This window comes from Palleronia rufa (assembly GCF_000743715.1).
GTDB classification, from domain to species: domain Bacteria; phylum Pseudomonadota; class Alphaproteobacteria; order Rhodobacterales; family Rhodobacteraceae; genus Palleronia; species Palleronia rufa.
Genome location: NZ_JQEY01000003.1, coordinates 127446 through 149318 on the forward strand (window position 1 = coordinate 127446; position 21873 = coordinate 149318).

24 protein-coding genes and 1 riboswitch are annotated in these 21873 nt (G+C 73.3%); of the genes, 14 read left to right on the forward strand and 10 right to left on the reverse strand.

Features of this window, described 5'->3' with window-relative positions; genetic code table 11:
* Positions 1-10: 10 nt before the first annotated feature.
* The 4 genes from KW83_RS06390 to cobU form a co-directional block, all read right to left on the reverse strand.
* The gene (locus KW83_RS06390) at positions 11-556 is read right to left on the reverse strand and encodes a carboxymuconolactone decarboxylase family protein (protein ID WP_036176335.1); all 546 of its coding nucleotides are present in this window, start codon (positions 554-556) and stop codon (positions 11-13) included.
* Between the two features lie 349 nt (positions 557-905).
* Positions 906-1622: an adenosylcobinamide-GDP ribazoletransferase gene (gene cobS / locus KW83_RS06395; RefSeq protein WP_036176336.1), complete on the reverse strand. Its 717-nt coding sequence runs from the start codon at positions 1620-1622 to the stop codon at positions 906-908.
* Complete coding sequence (gene cobT, locus KW83_RS06400; protein ID WP_036176337.1) at positions 1622-2608, reverse strand: nicotinate-nucleotide--dimethylbenzimidazole phosphoribosyltransferase; 987 nt, start codon at positions 2606-2608, stop codon at positions 1622-1624. The genes cobS and cobT overlap by 1 nt, the downstream gene beginning before the upstream one ends.
* Positions 2605-3117 (reverse strand): bifunctional adenosylcobinamide kinase/adenosylcobinamide-phosphate guanylyltransferase, encoded by a 513-nt coding sequence (cobU, locus tag KW83_RS06405; protein WP_036176338.1) that lies wholly within the window; start codon positions 3115-3117, stop codon positions 2605-2607. Before cobU ends, cobT begins: the two co-directional genes overlap by 4 nt.
* Before the next feature lie 48 nt (positions 3118-3165).
* On the opposite strand from cobU, the gene KW83_RS06410 reads away from it, so the two are divergent.
* From KW83_RS06410 to cobD, 4 genes are read left to right on the forward strand one after another with little or no spacing between them, the layout of a single operon-like run.
* The gene (locus tag KW83_RS06410; RefSeq protein WP_036176340.1) at positions 3166-3729 is read left to right on the forward strand and encodes a histidine phosphatase family protein; all 564 of its coding nucleotides are present in this window, start codon (positions 3166-3168) and stop codon (positions 3727-3729) included.
* Positions 3726-4493, forward strand: coding sequence for a propanediol utilization protein (locus tag KW83_RS06415; protein ID WP_235191373.1), 768 nt, complete (start codon positions 3726-3728; stop codon positions 4491-4493). The genes KW83_RS06410 and KW83_RS06415 overlap by 4 nt, the downstream gene beginning before the upstream one ends.
* Positions 4490-5419 (forward strand): adenosylcobinamide-phosphate synthase CbiB, encoded by a 930-nt coding sequence (gene cbiB / locus KW83_RS06420; RefSeq protein WP_036176350.1) that lies wholly within the window; start codon positions 4490-4492, stop codon positions 5417-5419. Before KW83_RS06415 ends, cbiB begins: the two co-directional genes overlap by 4 nt.
* Positions 5416-6390 carry a threonine-phosphate decarboxylase CobD gene (gene cobD, locus KW83_RS06425; protein ID WP_036176352.1) on the forward strand — a complete coding sequence of 325 codons (975 nt, stop codon included), beginning with the start codon at positions 5416-5418 and terminating at the stop codon, positions 6388-6390. The genes cbiB and cobD overlap by 4 nt, the downstream gene beginning before the upstream one ends.
* On the opposite strand, the gene KW83_RS06430 is transcribed toward cobD, so the two are convergent.
* Genes KW83_RS06430 through KW83_RS06450 form a run of 5 tightly spaced genes read right to left on the reverse strand, consistent with a single transcriptional unit; the run spans position 6387 to position 10275 of the window.
* Positions 6387-7832, reverse strand: coding sequence for a cobyric acid synthase (locus tag KW83_RS06430; protein ID WP_036176354.1), 1446 nt, complete (start codon positions 7830-7832; stop codon positions 6387-6389). The genes cobD and KW83_RS06430 overlap by 4 nt on opposite strands.
* Positions 7829-8599, reverse strand: coding sequence for a metallophosphoesterase (locus KW83_RS06435; protein WP_152563498.1), 771 nt, complete (start codon positions 8597-8599; stop codon positions 7829-7831). The genes KW83_RS06430 and KW83_RS06435 overlap by 4 nt, the downstream gene beginning before the upstream one ends.
* Positions 8600-8619: 20 nt before the next feature.
* Complete coding sequence (locus tag KW83_RS19045) at positions 8620-9228, reverse strand: HAD family hydrolase (protein WP_051928325.1); 609 nt, start codon at positions 9226-9228, stop codon at positions 8620-8622.
* A gap of 40 nt (positions 9229-9268) precedes the next feature.
* Positions 9269-9880 (reverse strand): cob(I)yrinic acid a,c-diamide adenosyltransferase, encoded by a 612-nt coding sequence (gene cobO, locus KW83_RS06445; RefSeq protein ID WP_036176356.1) that lies wholly within the window; start codon positions 9878-9880, stop codon positions 9269-9271.
* A complete protein-coding gene (locus KW83_RS06450) occupies positions 9877-10275 on the reverse strand; it encodes a GFA family protein (protein ID WP_036176358.1) in 399 nt (132 codons plus the stop codon). The genes cobO and KW83_RS06450 overlap by 4 nt, the downstream gene beginning before the upstream one ends.
* 32 nt (positions 10276-10307) lie before the next feature.
* Positions 10308-10497, forward strand: a riboswitch (cobalamin riboswitch).
* 88 nt (positions 10498-10585) lie between these two features.
* Here KW83_RS06450 and KW83_RS06455 point away from each other — a divergent pair.
* From KW83_RS06455 to cobJ, 7 genes are all read left to right on the forward strand, one after another.
* Entirely contained in the window at positions 10586-10966 is a 381-nt protein-coding gene (locus tag KW83_RS06455; RefSeq protein ID WP_036176359.1) for a DUF1636 family protein, read from the forward strand.
* Positions 10959-12011 carry a cobalamin biosynthesis protein CobW gene (gene cobW, locus KW83_RS06460; RefSeq protein ID WP_036176361.1) on the forward strand — a complete coding sequence of 351 codons (1053 nt, stop codon included), beginning with the start codon at positions 10959-10961 and terminating at the stop codon, positions 12009-12011. The genes KW83_RS06455 and cobW overlap by 8 nt, the downstream gene beginning before the upstream one ends.
* A 98-nt stretch (positions 12012-12109) precedes the next feature.
* Positions 12110-15391 carry a cobaltochelatase subunit CobN gene (gene cobN, locus KW83_RS06465; RefSeq protein WP_036176364.1) on the forward strand — a complete coding sequence of 1094 codons (3282 nt, stop codon included), beginning with the start codon at positions 12110-12112 and terminating at the stop codon, positions 15389-15391.
* Positions 15388-16491, forward strand: coding sequence for a cobalamin biosynthesis protein CobG (locus tag KW83_RS06470; protein ID WP_051928326.1), 1104 nt, complete (start codon positions 15388-15390; stop codon positions 16489-16491). The genes cobN and KW83_RS06470 overlap by 4 nt, the downstream gene beginning before the upstream one ends.
* Positions 16491-17120, forward strand: a complete 630-nt coding sequence (locus KW83_RS06475) for a precorrin-8X methylmutase (RefSeq protein WP_036176370.1) — start codon at positions 16491-16493, stop codon at positions 17118-17120. Before KW83_RS06470 ends, KW83_RS06475 begins: the two co-directional genes overlap by 1 nt.
* Entirely contained in the window at positions 17117-17848 is a 732-nt protein-coding gene (gene cobI, locus KW83_RS06480; RefSeq protein WP_036176374.1) for a precorrin-2 C(20)-methyltransferase, read from the forward strand. The genes KW83_RS06475 and cobI overlap by 4 nt, the downstream gene beginning before the upstream one ends.
* Positions 17845-18597 carry a precorrin-3B C(17)-methyltransferase gene (cobJ, locus tag KW83_RS06485; RefSeq protein WP_036176376.1) on the forward strand — a complete coding sequence of 251 codons (753 nt, stop codon included), beginning with the start codon at positions 17845-17847 and terminating at the stop codon, positions 18595-18597. The genes cobI and cobJ overlap by 4 nt, the downstream gene beginning before the upstream one ends.
* 107 nt (positions 18598-18704) lie before the next feature.
* Here cobJ and KW83_RS06490 read toward each other — a convergent pair whose 3' ends face one another.
* On the reverse strand, positions 18705-19445 hold the full coding sequence (locus KW83_RS06490; protein ID WP_036176377.1) for a cobalt-precorrin-6A reductase: 741 nt from the start codon (positions 19443-19445) through the stop codon (positions 18705-18707).
* A gap of 76 nt (positions 19446-19521) precedes the next feature.
* Here KW83_RS06490 and KW83_RS06495 point away from each other — a divergent pair, with 76 nt between their 5' ends.
* Genes KW83_RS06495 through cobM form a run of 3 tightly spaced genes read left to right on the forward strand, consistent with a single transcriptional unit; the run spans position 19522 to position 21853 of the window.
* On the forward strand, positions 19522-20703 hold the full coding sequence (locus KW83_RS06495; protein WP_036176383.1) for a bifunctional cobalt-precorrin-7 (C(5))-methyltransferase/cobalt-precorrin-6B (C(15))-methyltransferase: 1182 nt from the start codon (positions 19522-19524) through the stop codon (positions 20701-20703).
* Positions 20700-21062 (forward strand): cobalamin biosynthesis protein, encoded by a 363-nt coding sequence (locus KW83_RS06500; protein ID WP_036176389.1) that lies wholly within the window; start codon positions 20700-20702, stop codon positions 21060-21062. The genes KW83_RS06495 and KW83_RS06500 overlap by 4 nt, the downstream gene beginning before the upstream one ends.
* The gene (gene cobM, locus KW83_RS06505) at positions 21059-21853 is read left to right on the forward strand and encodes a precorrin-4 C(11)-methyltransferase (protein WP_036176390.1); all 795 of its coding nucleotides are present in this window, start codon (positions 21059-21061) and stop codon (positions 21851-21853) included. The genes KW83_RS06500 and cobM overlap by 4 nt, the downstream gene beginning before the upstream one ends.
* The last annotated feature ends 20 nt before the right edge of the window (positions 21854-21873 follow it).

The following is a 21873-nucleotide window of genomic DNA, read 5'->3' on the forward strand; positions in this document are numbered from 1 at the left end:
CCGGCAGCGATCAGGGCGACAGGGGCGGATGGTCCGCGATATCGGCATCCACGGGGGTCTCGAACGTCTTCACGACGAACGCCAGCAGCGTATAGGCACCCACCGTCGCCATCAGATCGAGCGTACCTTCCGCGCCGAGCCGATCGACCAGAGCGGCGCGGAGCGGCGCAGAGATGCAGGCGTCATCGACCAGCTCATCCACGGCCTGGGCCAGCATCCGGTCGTCCGGCCCCATGTCGGCGAGCGGCCCGGATAGCGCCGCGATCCGCGCGTCGCTCAGGCCCCGGTCGCGGCCGCGCACCACATGATGCGCCCATTCGTAGGCCGCGCGCCGCCGATGCGCGGTCCGCAGGATCACGACCTCGCTCTGCTCCGGACCCAGGGTCGAGTTCAGCACGACATGCTCGCGAAAACCTGTCCAGGCTCGGATGAGCGCCGGGTGTCGGGCGAGGACCCGGTAGACGTCCAGCCGCCCGGCGAACCCGTCCCTGAGATCGGCGATGGTTTCGGGCCAGTGCGCGTCGTCCAAGGGCGTCAGAAGGCTGCGGTCCGTCATCGGGGGCTCCTTTCGAGGGGTCGCGAAAGCATCGGGGCGGACGGTGGGCAGGTCAATCGCCGTCGCGGCCCCCAGCCGCGATAGCTTGGCGCGCCCAGGATCGATCCGGCGCTCGACAACACCGTGCGTCCCGTCCCTGCCCCTGCGATGCCCGCGGCACGGGGTGGCTGCGGCGGCCGCGGCGCAACGATCCGCGCGGACCGGGCAGAGGTCTTTCGTGGCCGCGGTCCTGTCAGTGGCCCAGCCCCGCGCGGACATCCATGGCTTTTGATCCGCACGAAGGACGCGGCCGACCGCCACGGTTTCCGGCCAGGGCCACGGGGGGCTTCGGCGGCGATGGCGCAGGGGCTCAGCCGGACCCCGCAAGCGTCGCCAGCGTGACCCAGCCCGCGACCTCCGACGCGACCTGCACGGCCCCCAGAACGTCCCCCGTCTGACCGCCGATCCGGGCGCGTGCCACGCGCGCGAGAAACAGTGCGGTCAGCGCCATGGCCGCCAGGGCCGCAAACGCCGCCGCACCCGTCCACACCGCCAGCATCGCCGTGACGGCCAGCCCCGGCCACAGACCGCCGCGCCCGGCCGCCGACCGGCCCAGCCCGTCCGGGCGGACCGGGGGCAGGGCCTGTAGCACCGCCAGCATCGCCGCCCGGCTGGCCACCCCGATCAGCAGGAACGCCGCCAGCCCCGGCGCAGCCCGCGCCATCGCTAGCGTCGGCAGCGCCACGGCAAGGACCAGCGCCAGCACACCCCAGCTTCCCACCGTGCTGTTGCGCATGATCTCCAGCATCCGTGCCCGATCGCGGCCGCTCCACAGCCCGTCGGCTGTATCGGCCAGACCGTCGTGATGCAGACCCCCGGTCACCAGCACCGCCGCCAGCACGGCAAGCGCACCGCCAAGCGCACCGCCGACGGCGGCGAAGGCCACCCAGGCGGCCAGTCCCGGCAGAACCCCCGCCAGCGGAAAGGCCCAGCGCGCGGACCCCATGTCGGGCAGCGGGTCGATCCGGCCCACGGGAACCCGCGTCAGGAAGGTGACGGCCAGCCGAAGCTCATCGCGGCGGGACATCAGCCACCGATCCCGGCCTCCGCGAAGGTGGCCATGCCGTCGTGGCAGGCCAGCGCCGCGCGCAGCACCGCAAGCGCCAAGGCCGCCCCGGACCCCTCTCCCAGGGCCATCCCAAGGTCCAGGATCGGGCGCTTGCCGATGGTCTCCAGCATCCTGGCATGACCCGGTTCGGCACTGCGATGGGCGGCAAGGCAGTGGTCCAGATGCTCCGGCGCCGCGCGCCACAGCGGCAGGACGGACGCCGTGCAGATGAAACCGTCCAGCAGCACCGGAATACGGTGGCGCCGCGCCTCGATCACCGCGCCCGCGATGGCCGCCTGCTCGCGCCCGCCAAGCGCCGCGAGCAGGCCCAGCGGAGACAGACCGCCGTGCCGCGCGACGCCCTCCGACACCGCAGCCACCTTGCGCGCCACCCCCTCGGCGTCGGAACCGGTGCCGCGCCCCACCCAGTCCCCGGGCGCGCCGCCCAGGCAGGCGCAGGCCAGCGCGGCGGCGACCGTGGAATTGCCGATTCCCATTTCGCCCAGCACCAGCACAGAGGCCGCCCGGTCCACCGCCCGCGCGCCCGCCGCCATGGCGGCGGCGCACTCATCCTCGTCCATGGCCGGCGCGACGGTGAAATCCGCCGTCGGGCGATGAAGCTCCAGCGGCACGACCGTCAGCTCTGCCCCCGCGACGCCGCAGAGCTGGTTGATCGCGGCCCCGCCGGCCCGGAAGTTGGCGACCATCGCCGCCGTGACCTCCTGCGGGAACGGGTTCACCCCGCGCGCGCAGATCCCGTGGTTGCCGGCGAACACCAGCGCCTGCGCGCGCTCGATCCGCGGCCGGGCCGTGCCGTGCCATCCGGCCATGAAGATCGCCAGTTCCTCCAGCCGCCCCAGCGATCCCGGCGGCTTGGTCAGCGTCATCTGGCGCGCCTGCGCCGCTTGCGCCGCGGCGGTGTCGAAGGCGGGCAGATCGCGCGGGTCTGGCAGGGGAGCGGTCATGGGGCGGGTTTCACCTTGATGGGCTGGCCGGCGACGCAAAGGTGAACCTCGTCGCAGGCAGCGGCGACGGTCTGGTTCAACTGCCCTGCGGCATCGCGGAACGCACGGGCCAGCGCGTTGTCCGGGACGATCCCCAGGCCGACCTCATTGGTCACCAGAACGACCGGCTGCGCAAGGTCGGGGATCAGGGCACGAAGCGCCGCGGCCTCCGGCCGCCAGTCGCGCTCCGCCAGCATGAGGTTCGACAGCCACAGGGTCAGGCAGTCCACCAGCCGGGGCGCATGATCGCTGTCGCGCAGCGCCCCGATCAGATCCAGCGGCGCCTCGACCAGCGACCAGTCCCCGCCGCGCCGGGTCCGATGGGCGGCGATGCGGTCCGCCATCTCCGCGTCGCGGGCCTCTGCCGTGGCGATATAGACGGGGCGCGACCCGAGCCCCAGCGTCAGCCGCTCGGCCAGCGCGGACTTGCCCGACCGCGCGCCTCCGGTGATGAGGATCGACTTTGCCATCGCGAGGTGACACATCATACCGCGCCGCAAAAAGGAAGCCCGCACGCGATGACCCCCGGCACCGAGATGCTGCTGATCCGCCATGCGCCGGTCGCGGAGCCGGGGCGTCTGGCCGGGCGGACGGACCTTGCCGCGCGGATCGAGCCAGAGGCCATCGCCGCGCTGGCGGCGCTGCTGGCCGCGCCGCGGCGGATCGTCACCAGCCCCGCGGCGCGGTGCGTGGAGACGGCGCGCGCGCTCTTTCCGGGCCGTGCCGCGACCACGGACCCCCGTCTCTGGGAGCAGGATTTCGGCCGGTACGACGGCGCGCCGCTCGAAAGCCTGCCGGACATCGGGGCGCTTTCCGCCGCTGCCCTGGCCGCTCATCGCTGGGAGGGCGGCGAGAGCTTCGAGGACATGGCCGCCCGCGTCGCATCGGCGCTGTCCGGCCTGCCGGGCGGCGGTCCGGTCGCGATCGTCGCCCATGCCGGCACGGTCAGGGCCGCGCTTGCCTGGGCCATGGGGGCCACGGCACCGGCGCTCGCCTTCCAGGTCGCGCCCCTGTCGCTGACCCGGCTGATCCGGCACCCTGCCGGGATCGCCGTCGGATGCGTCAACCGGACCGCCGCGTGACACGGGTCGCCGGCCATCTAGGCGAATGGCTGCAGGGGCGGCTGGGTCCCGCGGGTCCAGTCGCGCTCATCACCCTGTGCTGCCCGGCGCTCGGCGTTGCGACCTGCGCCCCGCCCGGACGGCTTGCCGTGCCGCCCGGCGCACGCGCCCGCTTCGCGGCGGCGCTGGGCGTGCCCCTGCCCGACCTTGGCCTGTCCGCCGACATGCCGCCCGGCGGCGGCGCGGGCGTGTCCACCGCCGCGCTGGTCGCCCTGGCGCGGGCGGCGGGCGTCGTCGATCCCGCCCGGATCGCCGCCGCCTGTCTGACGGTCGAGGGCGCGACCGATCCGCTGATGCTGCCCCGTCCGGACGCCGTGCTCTGGGCGCCGAGAGAGGCGCGCACGCTGTCGGACGTCCCGCAGCCTTGCCGCGCGGAGATCGTCGCCGGGTTCCTCGGCCCCGTGGAGCGGACCGACCCCTCCGACGACCGCTTTCCCGACATCTCCGACCTGGTGGCGCGGTGGTGCGAAGGCCCGCGCACCCTCCGCGCACAGGCCGCCCTCGCCGCCGTCTCGGCCGAGCGGACCACCGCCCTACGCGGCCCCGCGGACGATCCCATGGCCCGGCTTGCCCGGGATCTGGGCGCTCTGGGACATGTCCGCGCCCATACCGGATCGGCGCGGGGGCTGGTCTTTCCGCCCGGCACCGCTCCCGCCGCGGCCTTGGAAGCCCTGGCATCCGTTGGTGCGACGGGGGTGATCGGCTTCGCCACGGGCACGCCATGACCGCCGCGATGCTGCTGGCGGCCCTTTTGGACACGGCGTTCGGATGGCCCGGTCCGGCGGTCCGGCGGATCGGCCATCCGGTCATCTGGATAGGCACCCTGATCGACCGGCTGCGCGCGCGCCTCAACCATGGCAGCGCGGCGCGCCGCCGGGCGATGGGGGCCCTCACGGTCCTGCTGGTCACCGCCGCGGCCGCCCTTCCGGCCCTGCTGGTCCAGACGGCCCTGCCGGACGGGATCAGCGGGACGGTCCTGACCGCCGTCCTTGCCTGGCCGCTGGTGGCGATCCGCGCGCTTCGCGACCATGTGGCCGCCGTCGCGGTGCCGCTGGGCCGTGGCGACCTTCCTGCCGCGCGACGTGCCGTGGCGATGATCGTCGGGCGCGATCCCGAGCGTCTGGACCGCGCCGGCGTCGCCCGCGCCACCATCGAAAGCCTGGCCGAGAACGCGTCGGACGCCGTGACCGCGCCGCTTTTCTGGGGCGCGCTTCTGGGCCTTCCGGGGATCGCGGCCTACAAGGCCGTCAACACGATGGACTCGATGATCGGACACCGCACGCCGGAACTGGCGGATTTCGGACGCGCCGCGGCGCGGCTGGACGACCTTGTGAACCTGCTGCCCGCACGGGCCACCGGGGCGCTCTTCGCGCTGGTGTCGCCCGCGCCCCGCGCGGTGTTCGCCGCGATGCGCCGGGACGCGCCCCGGCACCGGTCGCCCAATGCCGGCTGGCCGGAGGCCGCCATGGCCGCGGCCCTGGGCGTCCGCCTGTCCGGACCGCGCGCCTATGCCGAAGGGCAGGCCGATGAGCCCTGGCTGAACGCGGGTGCCCCGGACCCCGGCGCGGCGGACATCGACCGCGCGCTGTCGCTCTGCCGCCGTGCCCTGCTGGTGGGGCTGGCCGCCCTCGCGGCAGTGGCGCTGGCATGAGCGGCGCGCGCGACCACGGCGGCGACCTCGACCGCGCCATGGCAGAGTTCGGCGGCGCGGCGCATGAGTGGCTGGACCTGTCCACCGGCATCAACCCGCGGCCCTACCCGCTGCCGCCCCTTCGCCCCCGCGACTGGACCGCGCTGCCCACCGGCGCCGCGCTGGATGCGCTGGCCCGGAGCGCCGCCCGCGCCTATGGCAGCCCGGTCCTGCCGGTCCCGCTGGCCGGTGCGCAGGCGGCGGTCCAGATCGTCCCCCACGTCGCCCCGCCGGGTCCGGCCCGCGTGCTGGGGCCGACCTACAACGAACATGCCGCCGCCCTGCGCGCCGCGGGCCGCCGCGTCCTGCAAGTCGCGGCCCCGGGCGATCTGGCCGGCGCGGCCGTCGCGGTGGTGGTGAACCCGAACAATCCCGACGGGCGCCGCCACACGCCGGCGGCCCTTGCCGTGCTGGCCGGAAAGGTCGGATGCCTCGTGGTGGACGAAAGCTTCGCCGACCCGAACCCCGCGCTGTCCCTCGCGCCGCGGCTGGCGACGCTGGACAACGTCATCGTCCTGCGGTCCTTCGGCAAGTTCTACGGGCTGGCCGGGGTGCGGCTGGGCTTTGCCCTGACCGCCCAGCCCCTGGCCCGGCGTATCGCCGCCGCCGCGGGGCCATGGGCCGTCTCCGGGCCCGCCATCGCGGTCGGACGCGCCGCGCTGGCAGACACCGCATGGCAGGCCGGAACGACCGCGCGCCTGGCGCGGGACGCCGCGCGGCTGGATGCCCTGGCCGAAGGCGCAGGCTGGGCCCTTGTCGGGGGCACATCGCTGTTTCGCACCTACGACACCGCGGACAGCGCCGCCGCGCAGACACGTCTGGCACGAGACCGCATATGGTCGCGGATCTTTCCCTATTCCGCCCGCTGGATCCGGCTTGGCCTGCCGGACGGAGACGCCGCCTGGCAGAGGCTCTTGCGGGCACTGGGCTAGCTGGCCGCGTCGAACAGCCCCTCGACGTCGAGATGCGCCTCCAGATGATCGGCCAGCGCGTCGAGCACCCGCTCCAGCCCCGCGTCGTAGCCCGCCTCGGACGCCACCCCGAACCCGGCCAGCCACGCCGCGCGGAACCGGTCGTCGCGGAACATGCCGTGCAGATAGCTGCCGGAAATGCGCCCGGTCCCGTCCGACGCGCCTTCGTCCGACCCGTCCACCCGCGCGAAGGGGCGGGCACGGTCCGGGCCCTCGGTCCGGCCCAGGTGGATCTCATAGCCCGTCAGGGGTGCGCCGCTGGGCACATGCACGGCCGCGACCTCTCCCAGACGCTTCGCGGGCGACATGACGGTGTCCACCTGCAAGAGGCCAAGGCCCGGATCGGCGCCCGGCGCGCCCTCCAGCCCCTGCGGATCGGCCACCGACCGGCCCAGCATCTGGTAGCCGCCGCAGATCCCCAGCACATGCCCGCCGCGCCGCACATGGGCGGCAAGGTCCACGTCCCAGCCCTGCGCGCGCAGCCACGCCAGATCACCGCGCGTGGACTTGGTCCCCGGCACGATCACCACATCGGCGTCGCCCGGCAGCGCCGTGCCAGCCCCCAGCATGGTCAGCCGCACGCCCGGCTCCTGTGCCAGCGGATCGAGATCGTCGAAATTGGCGATCCGGGACAGGCGCAGGCAGACGACATGCAGCCCGCCCCCCGTCCGTTCGGTGCGGATGTCCAGCGCGTCCTCCGCCGGCAGTCGCCAGGCGTCCGGGAACCACGGGCAGAGGCCGAAGCCGCACCAGCCGGTGCGGGTCTCGATCATCCGGTAGCCGTCGTCGAAAAGGCGCGGGTCGCCCCGGAACCGGTTCACCACGAACCCCGCCACCATCGCGGCGTCGGCCGGGTCGAGGACCTGCCGCGTGCCGACGATCTGCGCGATCACCCCGCCCCGGTCGATGTCGCCGGCCAGCACAACCGGCACCCCGGCGGCCCGCGCGAAACCCATGTTGGCGATGTCGCCGGCGCGCAGGTTGACCTCGGCCGGGCTGCCGGCACCCTCGACCAGCACCAGGTCATGCGCCGCGCGCAGCCGCGCGAAGCTCTCCAGCACCGGAGCCATCAGCCGCGGTTTCAGCGCCGCGTAGTCGCGCGCCCGCACCGTGGTCAGCCGGTGCCCCTGCACCACCACCTGCGCGCCGGTATCGGTCTCGGGCTTCAGCAGCACCGGGTTCATGTCGGTCACCGGCGCCAGCCCCGCCGCACGGGCCTGCAGCGCCTGGGCGCGGCCGATCTCGCCCCCGTCGGCGGTCACGGCAGCGTTGTTGGACATGTTCTGCGGCTTGAACGGCGCGACCGACAGCCCGCGCCTGTGCGCCGCCCGGCAGAGCCCCGCCACCAGCAGCGACTTGCCCACGTTGGACCCGGTGCCCTGGATCATCAGCGCGCGGCTCATCCGATGTCGACAACCGTGATGGCGGGCGGGATGCCAAAGCGGATCGGCAGCAACGAGTTGCCCAGCCCGCCAGAGACCACAAGCTGCCGCGTCCCCTCACGGAAATGGCCCAGATCGTAGCGGGTGCCGTAGCGCGACGGACAGTAGAGCGCCCGGCCGAAGAGCCGCACCTGCCCGCCATGCATATGTCCCGACAGCGTCAGGTCCACATGGCCGGGAAGGTCGGGAAAGATGTCCGGCTCATGGGCCAGAAGGATGGTGAACCGGCCGGGGTCGATCCGCGCGGAGACGGACGCGAAATCGTCGGCGCCGGGACGTTTCCGACCATGGGCCATCTGCGAATCGAGCCCAGCAAGCGTGACCTCCAGCCCGTCCTTGCGCAGCGTCGTCGCCGCGTTGTGCAGCGTCGTCAGCCCCGCGTCCCGGAAGGCGCGGTGCCAGCGGGTTTCGGGGATTTCCCCGCGGCGCGCGGGCAGATCGTCCAGCCAGTCGTGGTTGCCCATGATCGCCACCACCCCCAGCGGCGCGCGCAGTGCGGTGAGACGCGGCACCACCTCATCGGGCGTCAGGGGCGTGGTGCCGCGCGTATGACCCGGGTAGTCGCCCAACAGGCAGATCAGGTCGGCGCCCAGGCCGTTCGCCTGCGCCACGATCCGCGCGATCCGGTCCTCTGCCATGCCGGGACGGCAGGCATGCAGATCGGCGATCATCGCGATCTTCAGCGGCGGCACCGCCACGTCGCGCAGGGCCCGGATGCGGTGGGTCACCACACGCTCGGACCTGTCCCTCACAGGCCCAGGATCCCGGGCAGGCGGTCGCGCGTGTCGGCGGCGAAGCGGAACGTCCGCCACCCGCGCCGCGCCGCCTGGGCCACGTTGTCCGCGCTGTCGTCGATCAGCAGCAAGCGGTTCGGCGGCACACCGGTCCAGCCCTCGACGTAGCGGAAGAACCCCGGATCGGGTTTGGCCGCGCCGATCTCGCCGCTGGCGAGCACCGTTTCGACCAGGCGGCCGGCGCGGGTCCGCTCGGCGATGTAGCGGGCGCGGGACGGCGGATTGTTGGTGGCGATCACCTTGCGCCCGTCATGGGCGGCCAGCCAGCCCACGGCCTGGTCGTCCGGGCGGTCGTCGGAAACGAGCCAATGCTCCAGAAAGGCCTTGCCGTCGATGGCATGGCCCTCGTCCTCGATCCAGCGGCGCAGGCGCGCCAGAAGGTCGGCGTCGCCCTTCAGCACGTCGCGGGCCTGTCCGGGTTCGTTCAGGAACCGCCGGAAGGAGGCCGGCGCGATGCCCAGGTCCTCCTTCAGCCGCGCGACCCAGGGAAACACCTCTCCGCCCGGATTGACGTTGAGCACGCCGTCGAAATCCCAGACGACTACATCGACCCCGCTCACCATCGGACGCGCGCCGGGGTGCGGACCGGGGGCCTGCCGCGCATCAGAACTCCACGCCCTTCTGCGCCTTCACGCCCTCGCGGAACGGATGCTTCACCTGCTCGAACTCGGTCACCAGGTCCGCCGCCTCGATCAGCTCGGGCTTGGCATTGCGGCCCGTCAGGCAGACATGCGTCATGCGCGGCTTGCTCTCCAGCAGGAAGGCCACCACCTCATCGATGTCCAGATAGTCGTAGCGCAGGGCGATGTTGATCTCGTCCAGCAGCACGAACCGAATCTCCGGGTCCAGGATCTGCTCCTGCGCGATGCGCCAGCCCTCCTTCGCGGCGGCGATGTCGCGCTCCCGGTCCTGCGTCTCCCAGGTGAACCCCTCACCGGAGACGAAGAACCGGCATTCGCCGGCGAACCGATCGCGCAGCAGGGTTTTTTCGCCTGTGTCCCAGTTGCCCTTGACGAATTGCACCACGGCAGATGGCATCCCCCAAGCGATGCAGCGCATCACCATGCCGAACCCGGCCGAGGACTTGCCCTTGCCCTTGCCGGTATGGACCAGGATCAGGCCCTTCTCCTCGGTCTTGGTCTTCATCATCTCGTCGCGGGCCGCCTTGATCTTCTTCATCTTGGCATTGTGGCGCTCGGTCGTCTCGTCGCTCATGTCACCTTCCCCTCGTTGAACCCTGGATGGCGCGGCAGGTCGTCGTCGATCTTCAACCAGGCGAGTTGCGCGTCGGTCATCACGTAGCAATCGGGCCTGTAACCGGCCGGATCGTTCATCGTCGCAGCGTGAAGGAACACCCCATCCGGATAGCGCGCGCCGCGGAACGCCAGGGCAGAGCTGCAGACACCACAAAAAAGCCGCTCGTTGCCAGGCGCCGAGGCGTAGATTGCCGGACGGCCTTGCCAAGTCACATGGCATCGAAGTGCGCCCAAAAACGCCACGATTGGTGCGGAGGCGATCCGGCGACAGTCGTCGCAATGGCACAGCGCCGACCAGGTCACCGGGCCGTCGACGCGCCATTCGACCGCGCCGCAATGGCAATGTCCACGCATGGTTCTTCCTTGACTCGGGACGATGGCTCGGCGCATGTGTCGCCCGCGCCGGTGCCCGTTGCAACGGGTGAAAAGGGAATGGGACATTGATCCCAGCCGCCCCCGCGACCGTGACCGGAGAGGTCCGCCAACGCCACTGGGTCGTCCCGGGAAGGCAGGCGGGCCGCGGGCCCCGCGCCCACATCCGCAAGCCGGGAGACCTGCCAGCGCCGAGAGTGACACGAGCCGGACGGGGTGTGCCGGGATCGGAGGACGGGGCCGCCGCCCCCATTCCGCCCTTGCCCGCCTCCCCGGCCAGAGAGGGTGAGCCATGCCGGGGAGCGATCCGGGGACCGAGCTTCTGGTCTGCGTGAAATGCCGTCGCGGAATCGACGCCCCCGGCGAGCCGCGCCGCCCGGGAGAGGTGCTGGCCGACCGGGTGGCCGAACGCCTGCCCGACGGCGTGCGCCTGACCCGCACCGAATGCCTGTCGAATTGCGAGCGCGGGTGCTCGGTCGCGCTGCGCGGCCCGGGGCGCTGGACCTTCGTCTATGGCAATCTTACGGAAACCGACGCCGACATCGTGACCCATGGCGCCGCGCTCTATGCCGGGCAGCCCGACGGGCTGGTGCCGTGGCGTGAGCGATCCGAACATTTCAAGCGCAACTGCATCGCGCGAATTCCCCCCATGCCGGAGACCCAGGATGGCTGACCTTGCGAAACTTCCCATTACCGTCATCACCGGGTTTCTGGGCAGCGGCAAGACCACGCTGGTCCGGCACCTGATGCAGAACCCGGGTGGCCGACGTCTGGCGGTGGTCGTGAACGAGTTCGGCGACATGGGCGTGGACGGAGAGATCCTGAAGGGCTGCGCGATCCCCGACTGCCCGGCGGAGAACATCATGGAGCTCGCCAACGGCTGCATCTGCTGCACCGTGGCCGACGACTTCATCCCGACGATCGAGGCGCTGATGGCGCTGGAGCCGCGCCCCGATCACATTCTCATAGAGACCTCGGGCCTCGCCCTGCCGAAACCGCTGCTGAAGGCGTTCGACTGGCCCGACATCCGCTCGAAGATCACCGTGGACGGGGTGATCGCGCTGGCCGATGCCGAGGCGGTGTCCGCCGGCAGGTTCGCCCCCGACGTGGCCCGCGTGGACGCCCAGCGCCTGGCCGACGACAGCCTGGACCACGAAACGCCCCTGTCCGAAGTGTTCGAGGACCAGATCGCCTGCGCCGACATCGTTCTGCTGACCAAGCCCGACCTCGCCGGCCCCGACGGCGTGGCCCGGGCCCGCGAGATCATCGCAGCCCAGGCGCCCCGCCCCCTGCCGGTGGTCGAAGTGGCGGAGGGCGCCGTGGATCCGCGCATCATCCTGGGACTGGAGGCGGCGGCGGAGGACGACATCGACGCCCGCCCGTCCCATCACGACGGCGCGGCGGACCACGACCATGAGGATTTCGACAGCGTCGTCGTGGACCTGCCGGAACTGGACGATCCCGCCGCGCTGGTCGCCGCCATCGAACGCCTCGCGGCCTCCCACGACATCCTGCGGGTCAAGGGCTACGCCGCCGTGCGCGGCAGGCCCATGCGCCTCCTGGTACAGGCCGTCGGCGCGCGGGTGCGCCACCAGTTCGATCGCCCCTGGACTCCGGCGGAAGGGCGCCGGGGCCGGCTGGTGGTGATCGCCGAGCATGACGACATCGACGCAACGGCAATCCGCGCGGCGTTGGGCCAGCTTGAGGCCGCCGGGTGACATGACGCGCGCCGCCGACTCACGCACACCGCACGATGCGCCTCGCGCCGGTGTGACGTGCGCGCGGGCCGGGGCCGGAACGGGCGGGTCGATCTGACATGCATGTCGTCTTCCGCGAAAGTCACGGGCTGGATGAGGCCGACGCGCCCCGCGACCTGGCCCAGAGCCCGGCCGATCTGGTTGTGTTGTCCTTCTCGGATTCCGATCTCGGCGCCTTTGCGGCCGGCTGGCACCGCGCGGCGGAGGGCGATGGGCTGCCCTCTCTCCGGCTCGCCAACCTGGCCGCCCTGCGCCATCCGCTGTCCGTGGACACCTATGTCGAGCAGACGCTGTCAGGCGCCACCGGCATCCTTATCCGTCTGATCGGCGGGGCGCCCTACTGGTCCTACGGCCTTCAGCAGGTCGCGACCCTGGCGCGCGCGCGGGGCATCGCCCTTGCCGTCCTGCCCGCCGACGGGCGCCCGGACACGGCCCTGGACGCGGCCTCGACCCTGCCGGTCTCCACGCTGCGCCGTCTGGCGCATCTCTGCGACACCGGCGGTGCGGTGGCGGCGCAGGCGGCGCTGGCGCAGATGGCTCTGGCATCGGGGCTATACGCGGCCCCCGTGCGCGGGCAGAAGGCGCTGCCCATGGTGGGGGCGTGGACACCGGAGGACGGGGTGTGCTGCCCGGCGGCGACCGCGCCGGGGCTCTGCCCCGGACCCCGGGATATTTCCGGAAAGATGAAGGGGCGGGTGCTCGTGACCTTCTACCGCTCCTACCTCGTGGCGGCGGATCTGGCGCCGGTCGCGGCGCTGATCGAGGCGCTCCGCGCGCGGGGGTTCGAGGCCATGGGGGTGTTCGTGCCGTCGCTGAAGACACCCGGGGCGGCGGGCTGGCTGGCGCGGCAGATGGCGTTTCACCGGCCCGTGGCGGTGGTCAACGCGACGTCGTTCTCCGGGCGCGGGGCGGATGGGACGTCGCCGCTGGATGCCGCCGGGGTGCCGGTGTTCCAGGTGGCGCTGGCGACCTCCGACCGGGCGGCCTGGGGCGGGGCCGAGCGGGGGCTGTCGCCCGCGGACCTGGCCATGCACGTGGTGTTGCCGGAGATGGACGGGCGCGTGTTCGCGGGCGTCGCGTCGTTCAAGGAAGCCGGCGCGCGGGATGCGGACCTGGAGTTCGCGCGCGTCGCCCATCGTCCGGACGCGGGCCGGATCGACGCCATCGCCGGGCGGGTGGCGGCCTGGATCCGACTGGGCGCGACACCGGCCCGCGAGAGACGGGTGGCGCTGGTGCTGTCCACCTATCCGGGGCGGAACTGGAACATGGCCCATGCGGTCGGGCTCGATGCGCCAGCCTCGGCCGCGGCGATCCTGTCGGACCTGGGTGCTGCGGGCTATGCGGTCGGTGCGGTCCCGGATCTGCCCGCGCGTCTCGCCGAGCGGACGCTTTGCTGGCCGCTGTCGGACTACCGCGCGGCCCTCGCGCGGCTACCCCGCACCCTGCAAGACGGTCTTGCGGCCGCCTGGGGTGCTCCGGAGGACGACCCGAACATCGCGGATGACGCGATCCGCTTCGCCGCCATCGAGACCGGGCGCGGCCTCGTCGCTCTCCAGCCCGAGCGCGGCAGCACGGCGCACCGGGGCGATGACTACCACGACCTGTCGCGCGTCCCGCGCCACGCCTATGTCGCCTTCTACCTCTGGCTCCACGCCCGCGCCGACGTGCTAGTCCATATCGGCGCCCATGGCACGCTGGAATGGCTGCCCGGCAAGGCGGTGGCCCTGTCCGGCAGCTGCTGGCCAGAGGCGCTGACCGGCGACCTGCCGGTGATTTATCCGTTCATCGTCAACGATCCGGGAGAGGCCGCCCAGGCCAAGCGCCGCATCGGCGCGGTGACGCTCGGCCACGTCCCGCCCCCGCTCCGGCCTTCGGACACGCCCGACCGGCTGGCCCGGCTCGAGGCCCTGCTGGACGAGTTCTCCAACGCCGACGGGCTCGACCCCCGCCGCCGCGACCGGCTGATGGACGACATCCGCGACGAGGCGCGCGGCCGCGGGGTCGAGGACGACCTGGGCCTTGCGTCCGATCTCTGCGGCTCCGAGGCCATCAGCCGCATCGACCGCTTCGTCTGCGACGTGAAGGACAGCCAGTTCGGCGACGGGCTGCACGTCTGGGGCCGGGCCAACGCCTTCGGCCCCGGCACCGACGAGCGCGACGCGCTGCTGTCCGCGCTGGACGGCCGCCGGATCCCCGCCGGCCCCTCCGGGTCGCCCTATCGCGGGCGGCGCGACGTGCTGCCCACCGGGCGCAACCTCTACACCGTGGACGCCCGCGCCATCCCGACCCGCGCCGCCTATGCCCAGGGTGCGCGCCTTGCCGACGAGTTGGTGCGCCGCCACCTCCAGGATAAGGGCGACTGGCCCCGCGCCACGGTGGTGGACCTCTGGGGGTCCTCGACCATGCGCACCGCGGGCGAGGATTTCGCCATGGGCCTTGCGCTCATGGGCGTGCGGCCGGTCTGGGACGACGGCTCCGAGCGCGTCTCGGGGATCGAGATCCTGCCCATCGCCGAACTCGACCGCCCCCGCTGCGACGTGACCCTGCGCATCTCCGGGCTGTTCCGCGACACCTTCCCGCAGCTTTCCACGCTGCACGGACAGGCCGCCCGCGCCCTGGCCGCGCGCGACGAGGCGCCGGACTGGAACCCGTATGTGGGCCGCCCGGGCCACCGGGTCTACGGCCCCGCGCCGGGAAGCTTCGGCACCGGCATGGACGTGGAGGATTATTCCGAGGCGGGCCGCCGCACGGCGGGAGAGGCCTGGCTTGCCGCCAGCGCCTATGCCCATGACGGCCCCGTACCTGTGCAGGACTCAGGCGGTCTGCACGACCGGGTCGCCGCCGCCGACAGCTTCGTCCACGCCCAGGATCTGGCCGAAAGCGACCTGCTGCTGGCCGGCGACTACGCCACGCACGAGGCCGGGTTCGCCGCCGCGCAATCCGTCACCGGCGGCCGCGCCCGGCTCTGGCACCTCGACAACACCGACCCCGCCCGCCCCCGCACCCGCAGCCTGCCCGAAGAGATCGCCCGGGTGGTCCATGGCCGCGCCACCCAGCCGGGCTGGATCGCGGGGATGATGCGCCACGGGTTTCGCGGCGGGGCGGAGATCGCCGCCACGCTCGAGCACATGGCCGCCTTCGCGCAGCTTGCCGATGCCGTGGCGCCGCATCTCTTCGACGCCTATCACGACGCGACACTGGGCGATGAAACGGTCGTGGCCTTCCTGGAGTGCGAGAATCCGCTGGCGCTGGCGGCCATGCGCGACCGCTTCGCCGCGCTTCATGCCGCGGGCCTGTGGCAGACGCGGCGGAACTCGATCCTGTCGGGGCTGGAGGCATGACGGGCGCGGTCAGGGGATGGTGCCCCGGCGCGTGGCGGCCGATGATGTCGGGCGACGGGCTGGTGGTGCGGGTGCGTCCCCGGCTGGGCCGGTTGGCCTGCGACGCGGCACTGGGACTGGGTGAGATCGCCGCCCGCCATGGGTCGGGCGTGATCGAGTTGACCCGGCGCGGCAACGTACAGATCCGGGGGGTGTCGCCCGCCGCCCATGACGCGGTCCTGACCGGACTAAATGCCCTCGGCCTGCTGGACACCGACCCCGAGACGGAGGCCCGGCGCAACATCCTGGTCCAGCCGTTCTGGGCGGCGGGCGACACGACACATCGCTTGGGCCACCGTCTCCATGAGGTCCTTGCCGACCTGCCCGACCTGCCGGCCAAGTTCGGTCTCGCCGTCGATACCGGCGCCGCGCCGATCCTCGGCCGCGATCCCGCCGACATCCGGGTGGAGCGCGCCGCCTCCGGGCTGATCGTCCGGGCCGATGGCGCGGCCACGGGTCGCGCCGTCCTTGAGGAGGGCGCCGTGCCCGCCATGCTCGACCTCGCCCGGTGGTTCGCGGCCAACCGCGGAGACACGCGCCGGATGTCCGCCCTGCTCGACCGCGCCGCCCTGCCCGACCGTTTCGCCGGAGCGCCGCCGCTGCCACCCGCCGCGCCGCCGCGGCCCGGCCCGACTCCCCACGGTTCCCTTGCCGGCGTGCCCTTCGGCCAGATCGAGGCGCCGCTCTGGACCGCTGCCGCGCGCGCCGCGACCGCGCTCAGGATCACGCCGTGGCGGATGCTGGTTCTGGAAGGCGCCGATACGGCGCCGGAAGGCCTCATCACCCGCCCCGACGACCCGATCCTGGCCGTGGACGCCTGCCCGGGCGCGCCGTTCTGCGCCAGCGCCAGCGTCGAGACCCGCTCCGTCGCCCGCGCGCTGGCGGGCCGGGTGGCCAGCCTCCACGTCTCCGGCTGCGCCAAGGGCTGCGCGCGGTCCCGCCCGGCCGCCGTAACGCTGGTGGGGCGTGACGGACGGTTCGACCTTGTCACCGACGGCCGGGCGGGCGACATACCCACCCGCCGGGGCCTGACCCCGGTGCAGGTCGCGGACGCCCTCTGATGCCCCATGTGTACGAGAAAGACGGCGCTGCGATCTACCGCCAGTCCTTCGCCACGATCCGGGCAGAGGCCGACCTGACGCGGTTCGACGCCGACGCCGAACCCGTCGTGGTGCGCATGATCCACGCCGCCGGCATGGTCGGACTGGAGCGCGACGTGCGCATGTCGCCGGATTTCGTTCCCGCCGCCCGCGCCGCGCTGGAGTCCGGCGCCCCGATCCTGTGCGACGCGCGCATGGTGTCCGAGGGCATCACCCGGCCCCGCCTTCCGGCCGGCAACGCGGTAATTTGCACGCTGAACGACCCCAAGATACCCGGCATGGCGCTGGAGCAGGGCAACACCCGCTCCGCGGTGGCGCTGGAACTCTGGCGCCCCCATCTGGACGGCGCGGTGGTGGCCATCGGCAACGCACCCACCGCCCTGTTCCACCTGCTGAACATGCTCGAGGACCCCGCCTACCCGCGTCCGGCGGCCATCGTCGGCTGTCCGGTGGGCTTTGTCGGCGCGCGCGAATCAAAGGACGCGCTCTGGGCCGCGCAGCCGGTGCCCTCGCTGATCGTCGAGGGGCGCTTGGGCGGTTCGGCCATCACCGTCGCGGCCGTGAACGCGCTGGCGAGCCGCGCGGAATGACCACGCCGGGCCGCCTGGTCGGCGTCGGCCTCGGCCCCGGCGACCCGGACCTGATGAGCGTCCGGGCCGACCGCCTGATCCGCGGCGCGCGCCATGTCGCCTATTTCCGCAAGGCCGGCCGCCCCGGCCGCGCTCGTACCTCGATCGACGGGATGCTGCCCGAAGGCGTGACCGAGTTTGCCATGGAATACCCGGTCACGACGGAGATCCCTCTGGACGATCCGGCCTATAACGCGACCCTCTCGGCCTTCTATGGGGACGTCTGCGCCCATCTCCGAGATCTGGTCATGGGCGGCGCGGAGGTCGTCGTCCCCTGCGAGGGCGATCCGTTCTTCTACGGCTCCTTCATGCATCTCCATGCCCGGCTCAAAGACCGGATCCCGGTCGAGATCGTGCCCGCCATCACCGGCATGTCCGCGGCCTGGACCGCCACCAACCGGCCGATCACCTGGGGCGACGACGTGCTGTCGGTGCTGATGGCGACCCTGCCCGAGGACGTCCTGGCCGCCCGCATGGCAGAGGCCGACGCGCTGGTGGTGATGAAGATCGGCCGCAACATGGACCGCGTCCGGCGCGCGCTCCGCACGGCGGGCAAGTTCGACCGCGCCTGGCTGGTGGAATGTGCGGCCATGGAGGCGCAACGGGTCATGCCGCTCCTCGAGGCGGAGGGCCGCGCGGTGCCCTATTTCTCCATCGTCCTGGTCCATGGACGGGGCCGCCGCCCGTGACCGGCTGGCTGCGGATCGTGGGCCTCGGCCCCGGCGCCGGACGGCTGGTCACGCCCGAGGCACAGGCGGTGCTGGATCAGGCCACCGACGCTGTCGGCTACATCCCGTATGTCGCGCGCCTGCCGGACCGCGACGGCCTTGTGAAACACGCCAGCGACAACCGGGTGGAGCTCGACCGCGCCGCCCATGCGTTGACCCTCGCCGCACAGGGCCGCCGGGTCGCGGTGGTGTCCTCGGGCGATCCGGGGGTGTTCGCCATGGCCTCGGCGGTGTTCGAGGCGGTCGAGACGGGTCCCCCCGCCTGGCGCGCGCTGGACATAGAGGTGCTGCCCGGCATCACCGCAATGCTCGCCGCGGCGGCCCGCGCCGGCGCGCCCCTCGGCCACGATTTCTGTGCCATCAACCTCAGCGACAACCTCAAGCCCTGGGCGCTGATCGAGCGCCGCCTGCGCCTGGCGGCAGAGGCCGACTTCGCCATGGCCTTCTACAACCCCCGCTCGGCCGCCCGTCCGGAGGGTTTCGCCCGAACCCTCGCCATCCTCCGCGAGACCTGTGCGGATGCGCGTCCCGTGATCTTCGCCCGCGCCGTCTCCACCCCGGACGAATCGCTCCGCGTGGTCCCCTTGCCGGACGCAACGGCCGGGATGGCGGACATGCGCACCGTCGTCCTGATCGGGTCGTCCCGCACCCGTCTGATCCGGCGCGACGGCCGCCCGCCCATCGTCTACACCCCCCGCTTCGCCGGCTGATCCGCCCTCCGCCGACATCGAAACCCGGACCGGGCAGCCCCCCTTCATCTTTCCCGAAATATCCCGGGGGAGGCGCCAGGGGCGCCGGGGGCAGCGCCCCCCCGACCTCACCGCCCGGCGATCCAGTCCAGCGCCGCCCCGGCCGATGTCACCTCGTCGCGCTCGGGCAGCGCCGGTCGGTCGACCATCACCACCGCAAGCCGCAGCGCCCGCGCCGCCAGCAGCTTCGCGCGCGCACCGCTTCCGCCCGCGTTCTTCGACACCACCAGATCGATTCCGTGCCGCTGCATCAGCGCGCGGTCGCCAGCTTGCGTGAACGGCCCGCGCGAGACCTCGACCCGCGCCTCCCGTAGCGGCAGCGCCTCACGCGGCGGATCGACGAGCCGCAGCAGGTAGGCGTGCTGCGGCTGCACCGCGAACGCGGGCAGATGCATCCGGCCCACCGCCAGCATCACCCGCCTGGGCGGGCCCGCCAGGGCAGCGACCGCGCCGGCCATGTCGGGTACGCGCCGCCAGTCGTCGCCCGGTCCCGCCTCCCAGGCCGGCCGCGTCAGTGCGACCAGCGGCACATCGGCCAGACGCGCCGCCGCGACCGCGTTCCGCGAGATGGCCGCCGCGAAGGGATGGGTGGCGTCCACCAGATGGGTCACCGCCCCGGCCCGCATCCACGCCGCCAGACCCTCGGCCCCGCCGAAGCCGCCCACCCGCAGGGGCAGCGCCTGGGGGGCCGGCCGCTCGACCCGACCGGCCAGGGACACGGTGCCGCGGATACCGGCGGCGGCCAGCGCCTGCGCCAGCGCCGAAGCCTCGGTCGTTCCGCCGAGGATCAGGATGTTGGGACCCGTCATGGCCCGACGTCATGCCGCCAGCCATCCGCCCGCGCAAGAGCTTGCCCACGCCCGCGACCCGTGACACCCCTGCGCCATGGAATTCCCCTGGCTGACCATCGTGGGACTGGGAGAGGACGGCGCCGCCGGCCTGATCCCGGCCGCGCGCGCCGCCCTCGACGCGGCCGAGACGGTGATCGGCCCGCCCCGCCACCTGTCGCTTTTGCCCGGGCTGACCGGCCGGCAGGTTGAATGGCCCGCCCCCTTCGCCGACGGCCTGCCGCTCCTGCTGGCGCAGCGCGGACGTCCCACCGTGGCCCTCGCCTCCGGCGATCCGTTCTGGTTCGGCGCCGGCCGCATCATCGCCGGCGCGCTGTCGCCCGACGAATGGACGGCGCTGCCCGGACCGTCGGTCTTCTCGCTCGCCGCGGCGCGGCTCGGCTGGCCGCTGGAGCGCACGGCCTGCCTCGGGCTCCATGCCGCACCGCTGTCGCGCCTGCGCCGCCATCTGGCTCCCGGCGTCCGCATCCTCGCCACCCTCCGCGACGCCGCCGCCGTGGAAGAGCTCGGCGCCTATCTCACCGGCCTCGGCGGCGGCGCCAGCATCGTGCATGTCTGCCAGGCCCTCGGCGGTCCGCGCGCGCGCCTCGCCACGGCACGCGCCGACGCGCTGGCCGGTGACCACGCCGCCCCCGTCACCGCCGCGATCGAGCCCCGGGGCATCGCCGCCCTGGCGCTGTCCCCGGGCCGCCCCGACGCGCTCTTCGACAACGACGGCCAGATCACCAAATCGCCGATCCGCGCCCTGACCCTCGCCGCCCTCGCCCCGCGCGCGGGGGAGCATCTGTGGGACATCGGCGGCGGATCCGGGGCGGTGGCGCTCGAATGGCTGCTCTCGGGACCCTCGCTGACCGCCACCAGCATCGAGCGCCGGGCCGACCGCGCCACCCGCATCCGCGCCAATGCCGACGCGCTGGGTCTCGAACTCACGGTGATCCATGGCGCCGCGCCGGAGGCCCTGACCGGCCCGCCCCCCGACGCGATCTTCGTCGGCGGCGGGCTCACCGCGCCCCTTCTCGACGCGCTCTCCGCCCGCGCACCGGGCGCCCGCCTGGTGGCCAACGCCGTCACCCTGGAGACGGAGTCGCTGATCCTCGCCCGCCAGCCGGTCCTCGGCGGATCCCTTCTCCGCGTTGCCACGGAAAGCCCGGCGCCGGTCGGCGCCTTCCGCGCCTGGTCCCCCGCCCGCCCGGTCCTGCAATGGAGCACCACGCTGTGATCGTCGCCGGCTTCGGCTTCCGCGCCGGTGCGACCGCCGCCAGCCTGCGCGACGCGCTGGAACGGACCGGCGGCGTCCCGGACGCCCTGGCCACCGCCGCGGACAAGGCCCGCCACCCGGCCTTCCGCGCCCTGGTCCGCGATCTGGCCTTGCCCGTGACCGGCCTCTCACCGGAGCACCTGCGCGGTCAGCCCACCGCCACGCGCTCGACCGCGTCCCTTACCCATCGTGCCACGCCCAGCCTCGCCGAAGCCGCGGCCCTGGCCGCCGCCGGGCCGGGCGCACGGCTCGTCGGCCCCCGCGCGGTCTCGGCCGACCGGATGGCCACCTGCGCCCTGGCCACCGGAGCCTCCCCATGACCGTACACTTCATCGGCGCCGGACCCGGCGCGCCTGACCTCATCACCTTGCGCGGCCGCGACCTGATCGCCTCCTGCCCGGTCTGCCTCTATGCCGGCTCGCTCGTGCCCCGGGCGCTGCTCTCGCACTGCCCGCCGGACGCGCGCATCGTGAACACCGCGCCGCTCGATCTCGACGCCATCGTGGCAGAGATCGCCGCCGCCCATGCCGACGGCCACGACATCGCCCGCCTCCACTCCGGCGACCTGTCGGTCTGGTCCGCCATGGGTGAGCAGATCCGCCGTCTCGACGCCATGGGCATCCCCTGGACCGTCACGCCGGGCGTGCCCGCCTTCGCCGCCGCCGCAGCGACGCTGGGCGCGGAACTCACCCTGCCCGGGGTGGCGCAATCGGTGGTGCTGACCCGGACGCCCGGCCGCGCCTCGTCGATGCCCGCGGGCGAGACGCTGGCCGGTTTCGCCGCCACCGGCGCGACCCTCGCCATCCACCTGTCGATCCACAACCTCGCCACCGTCGCGGCGGAGCTGACCCCCGCCTACGGCCCGGAGTGTCCCGCGGCCGTGGTCTACCGCGCCAGCTGGCCTGACGAGCAGCTCTTCCGCGCCACGCTGTCCACCATCGCGGCGGCAATTCCCGATACCGTGTCGCGCACCGCCCTGATCCTCGTCGGCCCCGCCCTCGCGGCGCGGGACTTCACGGAAAGCCGCCTCTACGCCACCGGCTACGACCGCCGGTACCGCCCCCAGTCGGCGGGCAGCCCCTGGTCGGACTGGACCCCCTCCGATGACTGACACGCGCTCCGCCCCTTCAT

What these genes read in the sequence shown, in the direction of transcription:
- cobW (WP_036176361.1), top strand. Translation starts at nt 10,959, where the DNA reads ATGGCTGACCTTGCGAAACTTCCCATTACCGTCATCACCGGGTTTCTG.
- KW83_RS06430 (WP_036176354.1), bottom strand. Translation starts at nt 7,832, where the DNA reads ATGAGCCGCGCGCTGATGATCCAGGGCACCGGGTCCAACGTGGGCAAG.
- cbiB (WP_036176350.1), top strand. Translation starts at nt 4,490, where the DNA reads ATGACCGCCGCGATGCTGCTGGCGGCCCTTTTGGACACGGCGTTCGGA.
- KW83_RS06490 (WP_036176377.1), bottom strand. Translation starts at nt 19,445, where the DNA reads ATGACGGGTCCCAACATCCTGATCCTCGGCGGAACGACCGAGGCTTCG.
- cobU (WP_036176338.1), bottom strand. Translation starts at nt 3,117, where the DNA reads ATGGCAAAGTCGATCCTCATCACCGGAGGCGCGCGGTCGGGCAAGTCC.
- cobD (WP_036176352.1), top strand. Translation starts at nt 5,416, where the DNA reads ATGAGCGGCGCGCGCGACCACGGCGGCGACCTCGACCGCGCCATGGCA.
- KW83_RS06475 (WP_036176370.1), top strand. Translation starts at nt 16,491, where the DNA reads ATGCCCCATGTGTACGAGAAAGACGGCGCTGCGATCTACCGCCAGTCC.
- KW83_RS06495 (WP_036176383.1), top strand. Translation starts at nt 19,522, where the DNA reads ATGGAATTCCCCTGGCTGACCATCGTGGGACTGGGAGAGGACGGCGCC.
- cobM (WP_036176390.1), top strand. Translation starts at nt 21,059, where the DNA reads ATGACCGTACACTTCATCGGCGCCGGACCCGGCGCGCCTGACCTCATC.
- KW83_RS06450 (WP_036176358.1), bottom strand. Translation starts at nt 10,275, where the DNA reads ATGCGTGGACATTGCCATTGCGGCGCGGTCGAATGGCGCGTCGACGGC.
- KW83_RS06470 (WP_051928326.1), top strand. Translation starts at nt 15,388, where the DNA reads ATGACGGGCGCGGTCAGGGGATGGTGCCCCGGCGCGTGGCGGCCGATG.
- KW83_RS06455 (WP_036176359.1), top strand. Translation starts at nt 10,586, where the DNA reads ATGCCGGGGAGCGATCCGGGGACCGAGCTTCTGGTCTGCGTGAAATGC.
- cobI (WP_036176374.1), top strand. Translation starts at nt 17,117, where the DNA reads ATGACCACGCCGGGCCGCCTGGTCGGCGTCGGCCTCGGCCCCGGCGAC.
- cobO (WP_036176356.1), bottom strand. Translation starts at nt 9,880, where the DNA reads ATGAGCGACGAGACGACCGAGCGCCACAATGCCAAGATGAAGAAGATC.
- cobN (WP_036176364.1), top strand. Translation starts at nt 12,110, where the DNA reads ATGCATGTCGTCTTCCGCGAAAGTCACGGGCTGGATGAGGCCGACGCG.
- cobS (WP_036176336.1), bottom strand. Translation starts at nt 1,622, where the DNA reads ATGTCCCGCCGCGATGAGCTTCGGCTGGCCGTCACCTTCCTGACGCGG.
- KW83_RS06410 (WP_036176340.1), top strand. Translation starts at nt 3,166, where the DNA reads ATGACCCCCGGCACCGAGATGCTGCTGATCCGCCATGCGCCGGTCGCG.
- KW83_RS19045 (WP_051928325.1), bottom strand. Translation starts at nt 9,228, where the DNA reads ATGGTGAGCGGGGTCGATGTAGTCGTCTGGGATTTCGACGGCGTGCTC.
- cobT (WP_036176337.1), bottom strand. Translation starts at nt 2,608, where the DNA reads ATGACCGCTCCCCTGCCAGACCCGCGCGATCTGCCCGCCTTCGACACC.
- KW83_RS06390 (WP_036176335.1), bottom strand. Translation starts at nt 556, where the DNA reads ATGACGGACCGCAGCCTTCTGACGCCCTTGGACGACGCGCACTGGCCC.